15 protein-coding genes are annotated in these 18,225 nt (G+C 40.0%); 3 read left to right on the top strand and 12 right to left on the bottom strand.

Annotated features, from left to right (window positions below; genetic code table 11):
* Position 1: 1 nt before the first annotated feature.
* The 11 genes from flgJ to V6260_RS06670 all read right to left on the bottom strand — a co-directional run bounded on the left by flgJ (position 2) and on the right by V6260_RS06670 (position 9,454).
* Entirely contained in the window at positions 2-985 is a 984-nt protein-coding gene (gene flgJ / locus V6260_RS06720; RefSeq protein WP_341593270.1) for a flagellar assembly peptidoglycan hydrolase FlgJ, read from the bottom strand.
* Positions 986-1,112: 127 nt separating this feature from the next.
* Complete coding sequence (locus tag V6260_RS06715; protein WP_341593269.1) at positions 1,113-2,207, bottom strand: flagellar basal body P-ring protein FlgI; 1,095 nt, start codon at positions 2,205-2,207, stop codon at positions 1,113-1,115.
* A gap of 12 nt (positions 2,208-2,219) precedes the next feature.
* The gene (flgH, locus tag V6260_RS06710; protein WP_341593268.1) at positions 2,220-2,903 is read right to left on the bottom strand and encodes a flagellar basal body L-ring protein FlgH; all 684 of its coding nucleotides are present in this window, start codon (positions 2,901-2,903) and stop codon (positions 2,220-2,222) included.
* A 15-nt stretch (positions 2,904-2,918) separates the two neighbouring features.
* A complete protein-coding gene (gene flgG / locus V6260_RS06705; RefSeq protein ID WP_341593267.1) occupies positions 2,919-3,707 on the bottom strand; it encodes a flagellar basal-body rod protein FlgG in 789 nt (262 codons plus the stop codon).
* A gap of 21 nt (positions 3,708-3,728) precedes the next feature.
* Positions 3,729-4,472 (bottom strand): flagellar basal body rod protein FlgF, encoded by a 744-nt coding sequence (locus V6260_RS06700; protein ID WP_341593266.1) that lies wholly within the window; start codon positions 4,470-4,472, stop codon positions 3,729-3,731.
* A gap of 137 nt (positions 4,473-4,609) precedes the next feature.
* Positions 4,610-5,932, bottom strand: a complete 1,323-nt coding sequence (flgE, locus tag V6260_RS06695) for a flagellar hook protein FlgE (RefSeq protein WP_341593265.1) — start codon at positions 5,930-5,932, stop codon at positions 4,610-4,612.
* 58 nt (positions 5,933-5,990) lie between these two features.
* Complete coding sequence (locus V6260_RS06690) at positions 5,991-6,668, bottom strand: flagellar hook assembly protein FlgD (RefSeq protein WP_341593264.1); 678 nt, start codon at positions 6,666-6,668, stop codon at positions 5,991-5,993.
* 12 nt (positions 6,669-6,680) lie between these two features.
* Entirely contained in the window at positions 6,681-7,112 is a 432-nt protein-coding gene (flgC, locus tag V6260_RS06685) for a flagellar basal body rod protein FlgC (RefSeq protein ID WP_341593263.1), read from the bottom strand.
* 2 nt (positions 7,113-7,114) lie between these two features.
* Positions 7,115-7,525 carry a flagellar basal body rod protein FlgB gene (gene flgB, locus V6260_RS06680; protein WP_341593262.1) on the bottom strand — a complete coding sequence of 137 codons (411 nt, stop codon included), beginning with the start codon at positions 7,523-7,525 and terminating at the stop codon, positions 7,115-7,117.
* Positions 7,526-7,670: 145 nt separating this feature from the next.
* On the bottom strand, positions 7,671-8,501 hold the full coding sequence (locus V6260_RS06675) for a protein-glutamate O-methyltransferase CheR (protein WP_341593261.1): 831 nt from the start codon (positions 8,499-8,501) through the stop codon (positions 7,671-7,673).
* A gap of 20 nt (positions 8,502-8,521) precedes the next feature.
* Complete coding sequence (locus V6260_RS06670) at positions 8,522-9,454, bottom strand: chemotaxis protein CheV (RefSeq protein ID WP_341593260.1); 933 nt, start codon at positions 9,452-9,454, stop codon at positions 8,522-8,524.
* A gap of 148 nt (positions 9,455-9,602) precedes the next feature.
* Here V6260_RS06670 and flgA point away from each other — a divergent pair, with 148 nt between their 5' ends.
* The 3 genes from flgA (at position 9,603) to V6260_RS06655 (ending at position 11,122) form a co-directional block, all read left to right on the top strand.
* Positions 9,603-10,310, top strand: coding sequence for a flagellar basal body P-ring formation chaperone FlgA (gene flgA, locus V6260_RS06665; RefSeq protein WP_341593259.1), 708 nt, complete (start codon positions 9,603-9,605; stop codon positions 10,308-10,310).
* 70 nt (positions 10,311-10,380) lie between these two features.
* Complete coding sequence (flgM, locus tag V6260_RS06660; RefSeq protein ID WP_341593258.1) at positions 10,381-10,698, top strand: flagellar biosynthesis anti-sigma factor FlgM; 318 nt, start codon at positions 10,381-10,383, stop codon at positions 10,696-10,698.
* Complete coding sequence (locus tag V6260_RS06655) at positions 10,691-11,122, top strand: flagellar protein FlgN (RefSeq protein ID WP_341593257.1); 432 nt, start codon at positions 10,691-10,693, stop codon at positions 11,120-11,122. The genes flgM and V6260_RS06655 overlap by 8 nt, the downstream gene beginning before the upstream one ends.
* Positions 11,123-11,251: 129 nt before the next feature.
* Here V6260_RS06655 and V6260_RS06650 read toward each other — a convergent pair whose 3' ends face one another.
* Positions 11,252-18,217 carry an Ig-like domain-containing protein gene (locus tag V6260_RS06650; RefSeq protein ID WP_341593256.1) on the bottom strand — a complete coding sequence of 2,322 codons (6,966 nt, stop codon included), beginning with the start codon at positions 18,215-18,217 and terminating at the stop codon, positions 11,252-11,254.
* Between the last annotated feature and the right edge of the window lie 8 nt (positions 18,218-18,225).

The following is an 18,225-nucleotide window of genomic DNA, read 5'->3' as shown; positions in this document are numbered from 1 at the left end:
TTTAGTCTACTCCTTGATGAATCACATTTTTCGCAATATCTTTTAACTCACTGCTACTAAGTAATTTTTTTATTTTATTGGCATAGTTTGGATCAGTTGCATAACCTGCTTTTTGTAAAGAATCTAAAAACTCGGAAGGCTTGGCTGTATTTTTTAATGCATCTTGATAACGCGGGTTTTGTTTCAAAAAATCAACGAAATCATTTACGCTTTCTTCAACAGAATTGTAAGCTCTAAAACTAGCCTGTTTTTTAATTGCAGCCCCTTGCTCAAACTCCAGTGTAACTTTACTTGCTTTTTCACCTTCCCAGCTTTTATCTGATTTAATGTTGAATAAGTTATTCGAGCTACTTCCATCGCTTTTATTAATTATATATTTCCCCCACCCAGTCTCTAAAGCAGCTTGTGCAACCATTACAGCAGGGTTTAATCCGATTTTTTTGGCTGCAGATTTAGCATGCTCCCATACAGAACTAACAAATTTTTCAGCAGTTTCAAATGTAGGGTTATTTCCGGTGGAGCTTCCACTTTCAGCACTCACAGTCTCGGTTTCATTTTTACTAAGCTCTGCGGAGGGGACTCCTCTCATTCTATTGTCACTTAATAATTCATTGCTTGAACGGATTACAGAAGCTGGAACGAATTTTTTGCCATCAGGAGATAGTTGTTGAACAATTAAGTCTGCTAAGCCTAATGAACCATTCGAAGAAAGTTCCGTAGATAATTGCTGATCATGCATGTCTTCAAAATATTTAACACTACTGGAATTAAATGGGCTATCTTTATCCTCAAATGCTTCATTTGCTTTACGCATACTTTTAAGTAGCATTTGTGTAAAGATGGCTTCAAATTGTGCAGCGGCTTTTTTCAGCGCTGCTTTAGATGCATCTGTCGATGCATCTCCACTATTTAAAGCTTCAGAGCGCAGCGCATTTAAATTACCTAAATCAAAAAAGTTCTGTTTATCTAGATGATTTGTTTCCATCAGCTTTTTGACACAAAAATGAATAATACCAATAACTATGCAAGTATTGAGCCACTTAATGAGTGGAGAGTATAAAGAGGTGTGTTCTTAGCCCTAGCCTAGAGTTAGCTAGAGCTGATTTAGTACTTTATATGACAACTAACTGGCCATTAATGGCTCCAGCTTCTTTCAACGCCTCAAGAATAGCCATTAAATCACCTGGTGCTGCACCTACTTCATTGATTGCACGCACTAAATCATCTAAGCTTACCCCAGGGTTAAATACAAATGCCCGCGAGTCATCTTGATTTACATCAATAATGCTTTGTTGAGTAACTACAGTCTCCCCCTCACTCAATGGATTTGGCTGTGCTACATTCTGTTGTTCTGCTATCGTTACCGTTAATCCTCCATGAGTAATAGCCGCAGGCTGAAGCTTCACATTTTTACCAATAACAATCGTACCGGTACGTGAATTAACAATAATTTTTGCAGCCATATCCGCAGGTTTAAATTCTAGATTTTCGAGTGTTGATAAATATGATACACGCTGTGAAGCATCGCGAGGAGCTAAAACACGCACTGATACTGAGTCAAGTGCCTGTGCACTGTTTGGGCCAACCAAGTCATTAATCGTTTTTTCTAAACGCTTTGCCGTTGTGAAGTCAGGACGATTTAAGTTGAAAGTTATGTAATCACCTTGCATAAATGGACTATTAACAGTCCGTTCAACCGTGGCTCCATTTGGTATGCGCCCAACAGTAGGTGTATTCATGACAACTTTACTACCATCTAATCCTTCGGCGCCAAAACCTCCCACAATAAGACTACCTTGTGCTATGGCATATATATTCCCATCAACACCTTTTAAGAAAGTTTGAAGCAAAGTTCCACCACGTAAACTACCTGCACTACCTATCGATGAAACAGTAATGTCAATAGTTTGTCCTGGCTTTCTAAAAGCAGGCAGCTCAGCATGCACAGCCACCGCAGCGACATTTTTAATTTTGGGACTTAAATTTGATGGTAACGTAATTCCAAAGTTACTCAGCATCCCTTTAAAGCTTTGCTGTGTAAATTTACTTTGCTCTCCAGTACCAGGAAGCCCCACAACTAAACCATAGCCTACAAGTTGATTAGAACGAACGCCCTCAACCATAGATACATCTTTAATACGCTCCGCACTGACTGAAAAGTGAAAACCTAATAAAATTACTAAACAAAAGACTTTAAATCCACTCATATATAACGTCCTCTAAAAGGGAAAAAGCGAGCTGCTAAAAAATCGCGTTAGCCAACCCGCACTTTGCATCTCTTGGCCTTGCCCTTTTCCGGAATACTGAATACGTGCATTGGCTATTCGATTTGACTCTACAGTATTATCTGAAGTTACATCTTGAGGACGAACCAATCCTTCTAAGCGAATAAACTCCTCACCAGTATTCAGAGTTAGCCATTTTTCCCCACGTATAACTAAGTTGCCGTTTGGTAAAACGCGCATCACATTAACGGATATATCACCTACTAAACTATTTGACTGATTCGACTTTGAATCTCCCGTAAAAGAAGAATCACTACTAATTCCAAATTGAATACTATCACCACCAATATTAACAGGTAATCCCCCTAAACCGATTACAGGGTCTAAGCTTGAATCAGATTGCTTATCGGTTTCAGTTTTTGCGGCTTTAGTCGCTTGAGTCGATTCCTGTAATTTAACTGTAATAATGTCACCTGTACGTAGAGCTTTTCTGTCTGCGTATAAATCATTAGACACATTTGTATTAAATAGTGACCCGGTTGCGACTACTGGTTCTATACTAGGCTCAGGGTACATTGGGGCATAATAAGGATCATCTTGAACAACCTCATTGTTTTGTGTTGATACACAGCCACTTAAAAGTAAAGTACCTGCTGCAAATAACATAATATTACGCATATTTTTCCCCAAACCTTATAACTGCTGATTAATATAACTCATCATCTCATCAACAGCTGAAATTACTTTTGAGTTCATCTCGTAAATGCGCTGAGTCTCGATAAGATTTACTAACTCTTCTGTCACATTAACGTTTGATGTTTCTAAAGACCCTTGCACAATAGTTCCAAGCCCTTCTACTCCAGGATTACCCTGTACAGGGGCACCACTTACAGCTGTTTCAGTATAAAGGTTTTGGCCAATAGGTTCTAAGCCAGAAGGGTTAATAAAATCACTAATTGTTAGCTGGCCTATAACAACATTCTCTGCCTGCCCTGCCACACTTACAGATACTTCCCCATCTTGAGAAACAGTAATAGATTTTGCATCATCAGGAACATTCATCTCAGGCTGAATAACGAAACCCGCTCCAGAGGTAACTATTCGCCCATCACCATCAGTGGTAAACTGCCCATTTCTTGAATATGCTATATTACCGTCAGGTTGCAGAACTTCAAAAAAACCTTCTCCTGAAATCATCCAATCTAAGGAGTTTTCGGTAGTTAGCATATTACCTTGAGAAAAGTTTTTTTGATTTGCCACTACTTTGGTACCAGCACCAAGCATTAACCCCGAAGGCATTTCAGTATCTTGAGATGAACGCCCACCTGGTTGATTTACATTTTGATAGAGTAAATCCTCAAATACAGCTCGGCTTTTTTTATAACCTACCGTACTAGCATTAGCTAAATTATTTGAAATAACAGAAATATCTGTTTGTTGAGCATCGAGCCCTGTTTTACTAATCCATAATGCTGGATTCATAATAGTATCCTCATTTAAAAGTTAAACTATGCGTAGCAATTGATCTTGACGTTCATCAATTTCTTCTGCTGTTTTCATTAGCTTTACTTGTAGTTCAAATTGGCGTTGATGGTTAATCATATCAACCATTTCATGGACAGGGTTTACATTAGACATTTCAAGCGTACCGCCTAATACCTGCACATTTGCTGATACTGCAACTTCTTCATTTGGCTTAGGCCTAAATAAGCCATCGTTACCTTTCTCAAGCTGACGACTACTTGCCTCTACGACCTTTAAACGATCTACATTCTCTAAAAAAGTAGCCGGCGCGCCTTGAGGGCGAACTTGAATCGTACCGTCTTTACTAAATTCAATTTTTTCAATTGGAACAGGTAATATTATTGGACCACCTTCTCCAATAACTTGACGGCCATGGCTTGTTTGAAGAATACCTTCAGCTGTGATATTGAGAGTGCCGGCCTTGGTGTATGCTTCATTACCAGATGCATCCTGGACACTAAGCCATGCGTTATCGCTCATCGCTATATCCAAGTCTCGGCCTGTTTCTATAATCCCACCTGATGTCATGTCTGAACCAGGTCGTTCTTGCATAGAAAATACACGAGTCGGCAAGCCTTCACCAAACGCTTGCATAGAACGTGCTTGAGCAAAATCAGATTTAAAACCCGTAGTGTTCGCATTCGCCAAATTATTGGCTTTAAGTGCTAACCCTGTCAGGCTTTGCTTAGCTCCTGACGCAGCTATATAAACCATTTTGTCCATAACATCGACTCATATATAAAAACATCTAATTAGCAAATGCAAAATAGATGCCAAGTAAATTTGACGACTTTTTATAACATCTAATAAAAAGGCCGCTTAATAGCGGCCAGTAATGTTATATCAATGGAAAATATAAATTATCTTATTTGTAGAATGCTCTGCTGAATTGTAGAGTTAACTTCCAACGCTCGTGAATTTGCTTGATAGTTACGTTGGGCACTAATTAAATCTACAAGCTCATTTGTTAGGTTAGTATTTGACTGCTCTAGTGCAGATGAATTTATATTACCCAAAGTCCCAGATCCTGGTTCACCAGCTATTGGTTCTCCAGAGGTAATACTTTCTTTCCAAGCTGTATTCCCCACTTGCTTTAACCCTTGAGAATTAGCAAAACGTACCATTGCAACTTGACCAAGGAAGGTTTCATCACCATTACTATATGAAGCGACCACCTTCCCATCTGTGCCAATTTCAATTCCAGCTAATCGCCCTACTGTAGCACCATCTTGCTCTAATGCTTTAACCTCAAAGATACTAGCATATTGAGTTGGAGTTTTATTGGTTGTCCCTGCGCTATCACTCCAATTTATTTTAACGTCGCTAAATTGTGCGCCATTACTTAACAAACCAGTTAAATTTGCTCCTGTTAAGTCTACGTCATTAAATGTGTTACCCACATTAGGAACACCGTCTGTGGTTGCTGGTATACCACTGGCATCAAAACCAAAGGTACTTAGTGGAGTCGGTGTTGCTGCAGCAGCACCTGTATTATCAAAAGGAGTTTTATCTAATGTACCATGCACTTGCCACTCATTTGCATTAGTTTTAACAAAGAAGTATTGCAAAATATGCGGTTCACCAAGTGAATCATATATAGTCGTAGATGTAGATGAATTATAAGTCGTATTATCAGTTGCATCAAAAGGCACTGTTTTCACATCTTCACGAGAATCAACATTAAAAGAAGTGTAAACATTAGATGTTGCACGCGGTGAACCTGAAGTATCTGGGATTTGCAGCGCTGATGATGTACTTAAACTTACTGATGTAGTATCACCACTATCTGGATCAACTGGAAAACTCTGTAAATAATTTCCTTTTGAGTCAACCACAAAATTATCTTTATCTAACTTAAATGCCCCCGCACGCGTGTAACTAAAATCTTGTGAACCGATATCTGAAGTTGTAGCAAAATAGCCGTCACCAGTGATAGCTAAATCAAGTGAGTTATTTGTAAATTGCAACGAACCTTGATGGAACTGCTGAGCCACCATAGTTGTTTGTACACCATCACCACTTTTAGTTTTGCTATTGCTGAATATAGATGTTGCGTACACATCAGCAAATTCAGCGCGAGACTCTTTAAAACCTGTTGTATTAACGTTTGCAATATTATTTGCTGTTACGTCTAAATCTTTTTGCGCGGCAGCTAGGCCGGTTAATGCAATATTAAAACTCATAATTCACCTTTAACCTGTCAATTAGCCTTCAATAAGGCAAAGTTAAACTTATAATTCTTTATGCAATTTCTGCGACATCCGTCAGCCTAACTGCACCTTCACTTGTATTAATAATAATACCGCTTGCTCCATTTATATTAACACTTTCAATATTTTTAAATGTAGCGATAGGTAAACTAGAGAACTCACCATTAGTGCTCCCTTCGGCCTTTACGCTGTATTCCCCTTCAGGTAAACGTTCACCAGCTTCATTTTTACCATCCCATGCAAAGCGAACCGGTCCAGCGGGCTGAGCTCCTAAATCGATGCTTCTAACCAATTGCCCTGAAGCATCAGTAATACTAAGCTTTAAACTTTCAACAGAACTTTCAGCAACGATAGACCCCTTCGCTTCACCAGTATCATTAAGTTCTAAGGAATTTGACTCCAACAGGGCTTGCTTACCAACTAAAGTTGAGGCCTGAAGCGCTGAATTAGAGGTCATAGAAGCTGCAAGAGAATCAAACTTTGAATTCAAATTTGAAATCCCTTCGGCCATAGTAAAACTTGTCATCTGTGAAATCATTTGATCATTGTCTGCAGGATTACTAGGGTCCTGAAAAGATAATTGCTGCGTCAATAACGAGAAGAAATCTTCTTGAGTTAATGCATCACTTTTCTCTTCTGTATCAACTTGATTATCCTGCCACCGCAATGAATCTAAATAAGATGAAGACGTACTAATATCATTACTCATAACCTACCCTCGTTACCGCTGCCCTAGCAACAGTGTTTTGCTTAACATCTGTTTCGCTGTATCAGCAATTTGAACATTTGTTTGATAAGAACGAGATGCCGATATCATATTCGCCATCTCTTCAACAACATTAACGTTAGGTTTATAGATATATCCATTTTCATCGGCACTAGGATGATTAGGGTTATATTCAATTTGCAGTGGCTTGTTACTCTCAACAATCCCCAAAACTTTAACGCCAACAGAGGAGCCCTGTGGGTTACTTGCTGAAGCAGAAGCTTTCGTTAACTCTGCAGCAAACACAGGTTGTCGCGCTCGGTACGTTTTATCTTGAGAAGAACTAATGGTATTTGCATTAGATATGTTACTAGCTGTGGTATTTAAGCGTACATTTTGCGCGCTCATTGCCGAACCAGATATATCAAAAACGTTATATAAACTCATTGTTAGGCTCCTTGACTACCGAGGGCTTTATTCAAGCCTTTAAATCGCCCAGTTAAAAACTGTAAGCTGGCTTGATACTCCATAGCATTCTGAGTATACAAGTTCCGTTCCACCTGTATATCAACAGAGTTCTCATCACCCGTATCCGGTTGATTTGGAACGCGAAATAATTCACCACCACCAACCATTCTAGTCCCACCAGCAATGTGTCTTTCATTGGTTCGGACCATCATATTGCCGCTTAACTGGTTCGACTTTGCCGCTTTTAGCTCAGAAGCAAAATCAATATCTTTCGCTTTATAACCTGGCGTATCTGCATTTGCGATGTTTGTCGCGAGCACTTCTGCACGTTGTGAACGTATTAACATGGCATTTGGATGCACACCGAGTGCTTTATCAAAACCGATGGCCATAACTATCTCCAATAAATTGACTTACTGTAGATTAAAGCAAAAATTAAGCCACTTACTTTGAGATACAAACGATTATTGTAAGCTCATATATTAAAAAGAAAAACGACACAGAAGTGTCGTTTTATAGAAGAGAAATGGGAGGTCTTTATTTTTTTCTATAAATAATACCAGGGTTACATCTAACCATATCGAACTCATCACTCAACCCAGACATCGACTCTGATGCTCCTAAAAATAAATAACCTCTAGGATTTAAAGCTTGAGAAAATTGGCTAATAATTTTAGCTTTAACTTCCGGTGAAAAGTAAATCAATACATTACGACAAAAAATAATATCAAATTTCCCCATTAGGGTATAAGAATCAAGTAAGTTTAAATGCCTAAAACTAACGTACTTTTTAATTGCATCATTTACCTGCGCCATTCCGTTGCCACTATCTTTAAAAAACTTTTTACGCCGTTCCGCAGATAAGCCACGGGCCAAGGCTAATGAGTCATACTCTGCATTTTTGCACATATCTAGCATTGTATTAGAGATATCAGTACCAATAACCTGCGCCCCCATACGAAGCCCACCTGGCTTTTGGCTTTGGAACTCAGCTATGGACATCGCAATTGAATAAGGTTCCTGACCTGACGAGCTTGCCGCCGACCAAATTTTCAATGGCCTGTTTAAACCGCCAAACTCGGGGAATAATTTATTTTTTAATAACTCAAATGGATATTGATCTCTGAACCATAGAGTCTCGTTTGTGGTCATAGCATCAACAACAGCGGCGCGAAGCTGCCGCTCATGTAGCCCCAACGTTTTGCTAACTAATTCAGATAAAGATCCAACTCCAAATCGAGTCATCAGTGGAGAAAGTCTGCTTTTGACTAAGTACTGCTTATTCTCGCCTAATACGATGCCACATTGCTGCTCTAAAAACGAACGGAATTGATCGTATTCAGCTTGCTGTAGATCTTTATTATTCAAATTAAGACCACCTTTTAAAATTAATCACAATTAACCCATTTTTTTACAGCTGTTGCCAATTCATCAGGATTAAACTTAGCAATAAAATCATCAGCGCCTACCTTTTCTATCATTGCCTGATTGAAAACACCACTTAAAGATGTATGTAAAATAACGTGTAATGGAGCTAATTTAGGATCAGCTTTTATTTCAGCAGTTAGTGTATAACCATCCATTTCAGGCATCTCAACATCAGAAATAAGTAATGCAACACGCTCAGTAACATTATTATTACAATCAAGTTCAGCTATTTCTTTTAATCTTACTAATGCCTCTTTACCATTTTTAGCTAGCTCAATTTGCACCCCTAAAGGCTCTAATGCTCGCTTAACTTGATTTCGTGCTACCGCAGAATCGTCAGCAATAAACACGATTCGTTCGCCTAAATCCTTTTGGATATCGCCACTACTTGCAACGTCAACACTTACTTCCGTGCTAACTGGGCAAATTTCGTTCAGAATTTTCTCAACATCTAAAATTTCGACTAGCTCATTTTCTATTTCTGTTACTGCGGTTAAATAGGAGTAACGACCAGCTCCTGAAGGAGGTGGCATTATTTTCTCCCAATTCATATTAACAATACGCTCTACACCCCCAACCAAAAAACCTTGAACCGTTCGATTATATTCTGCAATTATAATAAAACTATCTTGTATGTTTTCAATAGGTCTTCCACCTACAGCCATGGATAAATCAATAACCGAAATAGTTTGCCCTCTAATGTGTGCAACACCACGGATATAAGCATTTGATTTTGGCATGCTTGTAAGAGAAGGGCACTGTAGTACTTCTCTTACTTTAAAAACGTTAATACCAAAACGCTGGCGACCTCTGAGCTTAAATAAAAGTAGCTCAAGACGGTTTTGCCCAACCAACTGAGTTCGCTGGTTCACTGAGTCTAAAATGCCTGCCATTAAAATCTCCTGAAGAAAACATATATAACGGAATGATACTTGCTTTAAGTTAATATAACTACATTATAATCATAAACGCGCCTGTTTTTTGACGCTAAATAATTATAATTTATATCCTGTCCGAAACCATAAGCATAGTTGAAACATTATGAGTTTGTTAAAAAAAATTAAAAGATACAGTGTTTTTTATTTTGTTACTAGTATCTGCTTCGCTTGGAATCTACAAGCTAAAGTATTTGATAAAGATTTGCTACAAAATATGGCTATTTCATATGTGGCAACACAAATTAATGACCTTGATAATAAAAAAATCCAACTCAGCGCACTTCCATTAGACAGCCGCATACCTGATAGAACTTGCTTGACAGATCTTGAATTATCAATTCCTAACCCCCCTCCATTTAATCGTCAAATCACTTTGCAAATCAAGTGTAACGACACCCAAAGTTGGGCTCAGTATGTGCATGTAAGAGTTGAAGAAATGGCTCCAGTTGTGATTGTAAATGAAAACTTAGCTCGAGGGGAGATTATTACAAGCAGCCATTTAAGTATAGAAATGAAAAAGATACACTTTATTAGAGCTCAATATTTAAATGACCCTAAAATTTTAGTCGGTAGCCGGAGTAAACGAAACTTACAAAGAGGTACGCCTGTATTATTAAACCAAGTGTGTATGGTTTGTAAGGGGGATTCTGTTAATATATACGCGAGTCTTCGAGGATTAAAAATTAAAACATCAGGTGTAGCATTAGAGGACGGTACTCTTGGTGAACAGATTCAAGTTGAGAATAAAAAAACAGGTAAGATTTTAAATGCACGTGTGGACGGTGTAGAGTCCGTGAAAGTAAATATTTAATTTATATTAAAGTATTCTTTGTCAATGCCGATACACTTAAAATATGCTGGGTAATATACAGGTTTCTATTATGGTCAATCAAGTTAATAAAAGTAATCAACAAGCAAGTGCTTTGGCTAGCACCAATAAACAGTTTGATTTAAAAAAAGACAATATCAATTTACAAACTGCTCAATCAGCAGCCCCTAAAACTGCTAGTGACTCAGTAAGCTTAACCCCACAAGCTATTAAACTAAAAACATTGCAAGATAAGGCAGAGCAATCTTCAGGTTTTGATAGCAGTAAAGTGGCTGAATTAAAAAAGGCTATTTCTGAAGGTAAATATCAAATTGATAGCGAGAAACTTGCTAAAAATTTAGCTGACTTTGAGTTTGATGTATATGGCTAATCATAACGCTTTAATAACCATAAAATTAAACGAACAAATTAATTGTTTGGAGTCAATGCAATCTTTACTAAATGATGAGCTTAATGCAATAGCATCTCGTCGTGGTGAAGGTTTAAAAGAAATTGCCCAACAAAAAATGTCTTTCTTAACTAAGCTAAGCGCTCTTGACAAAGACCTAAAAAAACTAATTGCTAGTAATGAACTTCAGAATCCAGAGATTGCTGAGTTAATTACTAAAGTTAAAACGCAACTTGTAGAATGCCAAAAGCAAAATAATGTAAATGCCCATGCTGCTCGCCAAGCACAACTGAGTGTTAAACAATTGAAAGAAATATTAATTGGCACACCGAAATCAATGACCTACGATCAAGCTGGTAAGTCCGTAAACACCGAGAATAAGCTTGTTCATAACTTAAAAGCTTAAACTAAGATTAATGTTAAAAAGCCTCAATGTTTTTTATTCCTTCATAAAGCTGCAAATAAGCTCGACTAAGCATTTACTATCGGATGGCTGTAAGTCTTCTCAATGATAATTGAGAAGACTTAATTGATATTAAGTATCTGTCTGGTTATTACCATTTTCGATTAAGTGCTTAATCATTTCCTCTGACTGGTTTTGAACATCCGCTGCTGGCGTGGTATCGTCAATACTTCCCCCACTTTGTGCCGTGCTATAAATAATTGCAGAACCTTCTTCATCAAGTAAGCTGTTTAAAGCAACTAACTGCTCTGTTTCAGAGTCAATTATTACGTCGTTTATACTTAGCGGTTCTGCTTCACCAACTTCTACCACCTGCTCTGGCGTGCTTACCATTGTTCCTACATTTTCTAAATTGATGGTTTCGGTGTTTAACACTCCATCACCTTGTGTATCACCCAATGCTGACTCTTCGCTAAATGATTCAGGGATTGTGTCGCCAGAAGCTGCGCTTGCTCCATTATCGTAAATATTGCCTGACTCTAAAAATACATCATTACCATTTTTAACTTGATAGTTACCGGCTTCGTCCACAGTATAGAAATACGTATTTTCAAGACCTGTCCCCAGTAAACCTAAAAGATTCAGATCTAAATTAGTAGAGTCCCAATTACCTTGAGCATCTACAACTGCATATGGCGCTGAAGTTAATGCTAAATCAATGCCTAAAACTAATGAGTCGGAAATATAGACTTTACTTCCCTCACCACCATCAGATGTACCTTCGTAACCAACCAATATCCCTATACCGAATAAATTAAGTAAGTACTCAGGTTCTACCGTAAAGTTGATTGGCGTTGTATCAACAACTAATCCAGATAAACTACCGCTCGAAGTTGTATTACCTGATGTATCAGTTGCGACAGCTGTTACAGTGTACGCGCCGTCAACTAAATCTGTATCTGGCGAAGCACTCCATGCACCGGATGAGTTAGCAGTTACCTGTTTAGTGACTTCTGTTGGACCGCTAAAGGTGACTAATATAGTTTCACCTGCGCCAGCAGTCCCCGTAACAAGAGGTGTTTGCTCTGCTGTTAGTACTAACCCTGAGTCAATTGTAATACCTGAGTCAATTGCGCTACTTGTGGATTGCGTACCGATATTACCTGCACCATCAGCAATGCTTACATCTACGCTGTAGTTACCCTCAGGGAGTACTTCTGCTGAGGTCACACTCCAAGTTCCATCAGGACCAACTGTTTTTTCAACATTATGAGTGGCGCCTGCTGAATCAGTAAACATAACTATCACAGCCGCACCTGCAAAGCTTCCAGTAACTGACCCCGTAACAGTAGGTGTTGTATCTTGCCCTACAACAATAATTGGATCTATGACTACAGTTGGCGCTGTGTAGTCTGTACTTGAGACCATAGTATCGCTAGCAGAGTTACCCGCTGTATCGCTTATTGAGGCTGTTGCACTAAAGCTACCTTCACTTAATGCGGTGGTCGCTATTACTGACCATGTACCATAGCTTGCAACTTGAGCAGTAATAGTTTGTGAATCGTTATTAGCATCAGTAATAACCACGCTTAGAGTTGTACCTGCTGGTGCATCACTTGTACCTTCAATGGTAGGTAGTGGATTATTAGTAACTGCTAACTGATCAATTTCAATTGTTGGCGGTGTTAAATCAATTACGCCATCAAGGCTTGTAGTACTTGTACCACCTAAATTTTCAACCGTAGCAGTCACTGTAAAAGTGCCTTCTGCTAATGGAATATTAGGTATTAACACCCATATACCCGTAACAGCCTGTGTGTTGTAAGTAGTTGCTGTACCGCTACTATCGGTTATAACAACTTCCACATCGCCATTTAATACGTCGGTAGTGCCAGTAATCGAAGGTGTTGTGTCGCTTGTATCAATTATTGGGTTTATCAATAAGCTTGGCAAGATCGTACTCACTGTACCTGTTTGCGTTATTGTTGCGATATTACCCGCGTCATCAGTACTTATAGCTTCAACTGTAATTTCTCCTTCAGGTAATAAAGGAGCAATGACAGACCAAGTACTATCTCCCAGAACAGTAGTTGTTACTGTTTGTACACCACCTGTTGAGTCAGTGATATTTACTGTAATTAAACTCCCTACTTCTTCATCGCTAGAGCCTGTAATTGTTGGTGTTAAAGTATTAAGTACTCCAAACGCATCTATTTCTAACGCAGGTGGAATGGTATCTATAGTCACTTGCTCAATGAGTGATTGCCCAGTATTACCTGCAGCATCAGTTATACTCGCATACACATTATAAACACCATCTAATAGGCTAGTTGTTACTAAAGACCACTTGCCATCGCTACCAACAACTGCATCGAAAACTGTTTCACCACCATTACTGCCAATAACAGTTACATCAATATCTGTACCTGGTGCTTCTGATGATGAACCTGAAAGCTCTAGTATATCGGTGTTGCTGATGCTCAAAGGTAGAATACTCACAACTGGTACTAATGAATCAACTACAAACTCGAGAGTATCGGTAACTACGTTTCCTGCATCATCGGTAATACTCACATTCGCAACGTGTTGCCCTTGAGTTAGTGCGTCTAGTTGAAGTGTGAATATCCCAGCAGCATTAACTGTCGTCTCGACTATTGAACCATCATCAAGCTGAATTTTTACAGTGCCGTTAATTAAATCACTAGTACCTTGAATTATTGGCGTTGAATCTGATGTTGTGCCAATAACTTCTAAGCCTAAGCTAGGAGATAATGTATCTACAACCTTGGTCAATAAGATTGTTGTTGTTAAACCAACCTCATTTACTATATCTACGGTTACGCTATATGTACCTTCAGCCAATGATTGAGGAACCTGCACAGCCCACGTATTATCGGCTTGCACTATAGCAACTAGCTCTTGTACTGCATTATCGCTATCTACCACTCTAACTAACACTTCCGTGCCTGGTGCTTGGTCGGTCGTACCGCTTATTATTGGTAAATCCCCCTCTCCAGTTACAAAGTTAACTACTGCATCGAGTACCGGCGTTGTGTTATCTATATCTGCTGTTGTTATAGTTGTTGTATTACCCGCTTCATCTGTAGCTGATGCAGTGACTGTTGACAAGCCTATAATATTAATTGTAAGGCCAAGTAATTCCCAATCTCCATTAGCATCAGTTAGTACTTCATAAGTACTATCAACTAAACTTCCTGCCAGTCTAGTTGTTACAGTTACAGTTTCATTGGGGCCCAAATCAGATGTACCCGATAGTGATAATAACCCTCCGACTAAAAACGAAGGAACAATTGTTAGCTCTGGTCCAACGGTATCAACCTCGCCACCTGTTTTATTATCGACCGAAGTATTGCCCGCAGTATCGCTAATAGTTGCACTAACACTGTAAACACCGTCAGCTAAAATATTATCAGCAGCCGCTTGCCAGTCTCCATTGCCATCGGTTTGAACGGTCATTTGATGAGAAACTCCAGCAGAATCAGTAAAGGTAACAATAACGTTTGTATTTGCCTCGTTAGACGTGCCTGTAATTAGCGGTGTGCTATCTTGGGTCAGTATTAATGAACTTTGATTAATACTAATTTCAGGAGCAATTGTATCGATAGTTGCTGTATTTGTTGTATTCCCGGTATTACCCGCGCTATCAGTAACAGAGACTTCAACTGAATAATCCCCTTGTGATAGAGAGCTAGTTGCCTCGACAGACCATACACCACCTGCTTTTATCGTTGTATTCACCGTGTGCTCGTTACCTTGTGCATCGGTGAATACCACTGCAACAGCATCACCTATCGAGGCACCTGTCACACTTCCCGAAATAATTGGGGTTAGATCTGTAATTCCAACAATATTATTAATAGTTACAACTGGCGCGGTTATATCAACTACCCCTGTAGTACTTGTGTTTACAGGGTTACCGGCAGTGTCTGTGGTTGAAGCTGAAACAGTGTAAGTACCCTCGCTCAATTCTGTACTTGCTGCGACTGACCATATGCCATTTGCACCAACAGTAGCATTAACCGTTTGCTCTGCACCTAAGCTATCAGTGATTAAAATAATAACTAATGCGCCCTGTGGTGCAGTGGTTGTACCTGAAATAGTTGGAGTTGTGTCATTTGAAGTTACAAGCGGTGTAATACTAAGCGCTGGTGCTGTTAAATCAATAACACCACCGCCCGTTGCATTACTCGTTAAGCCTCCTTCAGTTACACTTGCCGAAACAGTAAACTCGCCTTCAGGAAGAATACTTGTCGCATCAACACTCCAAATCCCGCCTACTACCGAAGTAGTTACAGTATATGAAACGTTATTAACGTCAGTTATAACGACCGTAATTTCTGTGTTATCTGCCGCACTACTTGTGCCTGATATTGCTGGTGTTTGATCGTTCGTATCAACAATTGTATTAATGTTGATTGTAGGCGCATTAGTATTTAGCGTTGCGGTAGCATTTGCTGAAGCACTATTACCTGCGGTATCGACAATAGTTGCAGAAACTATAACTTCACCATCAGTTAGTGCATCGGTTATATCTACACTCCAATCACCTCCCGCGTCAACGGCTGTTGTGTAAGTCTCGGTACTATCTCCATCGGTCACTGTTACTGTAATACTCGTGTTTTCAGGTTCATTGGATGTACCTGAAATAGTTGGCGTGCTGTTATTAATTGTACCTAATGCATTTATAGTAATACTTGGTGCTTGAGTATCAACAAAACTCGAACCTGTATCGGAGCCTGTATTACCAGCGTCATCAGTAATACTTACCCCTACATTATAACTTCCATTCGGTAAGCTTGGCGCTGTAACTTGCCAATCGCCGTTAGCATCAACTATTGCAGTTAAAATGTGTGTGTCATTATTACTATCTGTGATGACTATATCGACCACTGTCCCCTGTGGTTCAGTTGAAGTACCACTTATAATGGGTGTATCGGTGTTAAATACAGTTATATTATTAAGTGCAACAACAGGCACTTGGGTATCAATTGTTAAATCAATAGTCGTGCTGCTGGTATTATTAGCATCATCGGTAATACTTACTTGCGCCGTATAATCACCATCAGCAAGTGCAAAAGGTACATCTACTTGCCAATTACCATCAGTACCCACTTTGGCTATTAGTGTTTGGCCGCCAATAATAATAGTTACATCAGCACCAATTTCGTCACTCGTACCCGAAATTGTAGGTGTTATATCTGCTGTAGTATCAATAGGATTAACACTAAGAGTTGGTCCAATACTGTCTATCTCACCTTGTGCTTGCTCACTAGTTAAATTACCAACTTCATCACTTACCTCTGCAGTTACAGTGTACTGACCTTGTGAGAGTTCTGTTGGTACTTCAACAGACCAACCTCCATTTGCTTGAACAATAGCCGTAAATTCTTGACTCTGCCCAGCACTATCAACAACGGTAAGTTGTATCGCAGCCCCCTCCTCCATATCAGTGACGCCAGAAATTACAGGCGTAGCATCGTTCGATAAGGCATCAACCGACACTGTGAGCGCTGGTGCTTCGTTATCAAAATCAAGCGAGTTAACAGTAACAACGTTACCCGCGGCATCACTTGCACTTGCTGTTACATAAGCAAGACCAAGTAAGGGAACTGTTATATTTGCAACACCCCATGAGCCATCAGCATTTGTCGCAGCAGTGTAAGTGGCGCCTGCAGCGCCACCTACTAAATACTGAGTAATTGTGATCACTGAACCTTCTGGTAAATCCGACTCTCCCGAAAGTGAAACTAAATTCCCTGTTGCAAATGCAGGAATAATTCTCAGATCTGGTGGGGTTACATCCACTTCACCACTGTCTGTGCCTGTGCCTGTGTTACCCGCTGCATCAGTAATGCTTGCACTAACAGTGTAGTTGCCTTCAGCTAAATCAGTCGTTGGTGTCGCGCCCCAGTCACCGTTGATATCCGTTTGTACATCAATGGTTTGAACTGCATTGTCCGCATCCGTAAAGGTGACGGTAATGGTGCTGTTTGGTGCATCACTGGTGCCTGTCACTCTTGGTGTGCTGTCGTTAGTGAGTATTGGCGCATCCACACTCACACTTGGTGCGGTGGTATCAATGTTACCACTGCCAGTAATATCGGTGCCGTTACCCGCTGCATCGCTAATAGTCGCTTCGATGCTGTAAGGGCCTTCGGCCAATGCAGTCGGTACTTCTACTGAGAAGTTGCCATCAGCATCCACTGTGGTGGTGAACGTTTGCTCGGCCCCTAAATCATCTGTAACAGTAAAGGTGATCACGGTGCCTTCAACGGCATCACTGGTACCACTTAAGGTTGGGGTTACGTCGTTACTTGAACCTGGGCTGGTTAGCTCAAGTGTCGGTGCAATGGTATCTACTTCTCCTACGCCGGTGGCGTTCGCGGCGTTACCCGCTGCATCACTTACGCTTGCACTTACTGTATAACTGCCTTCAGCCAGTACTTGTGAGGCGGCCACACTCCAGGTGCCATTAGCCCCGAGCGAAGTTGTAACCGTATGAGTAACGTTATTGCTGTCGGTGATTTCAACTGTCACAGTGCTACCTTGCGGTGCATTCGCGATACCTGTGATCGTTGGAGTGGTGTCATTCGAAACATCTAGATCACTTACTGCTATATTAGGAATCGTAGTATCGATAACGCCATTTTCTATTGCTGTGCTTGTATTACCACTTCCATCAGTAACACTCGCTGTAACCTCATAGCTGCCTTCAGCTAAATCAACAGGCGCTTCTATACTCCATACACCGTCTGTAACCGTCGTTGTTTCGGTGGTTGTGTTATTCGCACTGTCTGTAAAACTTAAACTTACGGTTGTGCCATTAACCGCACTGCTAGTACCACTTACATTAGGCGTTGTATCATTTGTATCCATTAATGCGTTGATATTAATACTGGGCGCATTCGTATCAATCGTCGCACTTTCACTCAATGTGGTAGTGTTGCCTGCGCTATCGCTCACGCTGGCTTCAATGGTCAGCTCTCCATCAGCTAATGCTGTTGGTACATCTGCTGACCAACTGCCGTCAGCTTGTACTGTCGCGATGAACGTTTCTGTTGTGGTGCCATCGCTCACACTGATGT

This window comes from Pseudoalteromonas aliena (assembly GCF_038155085.1).
In the GTDB taxonomy this organism is placed as follows: domain Bacteria; phylum Pseudomonadota; class Gammaproteobacteria; order Enterobacterales; family Alteromonadaceae; genus Pseudoalteromonas; species Pseudoalteromonas aliena_A.
This window is presented reverse-complemented; position numbering and strand designations above follow the sequence as displayed.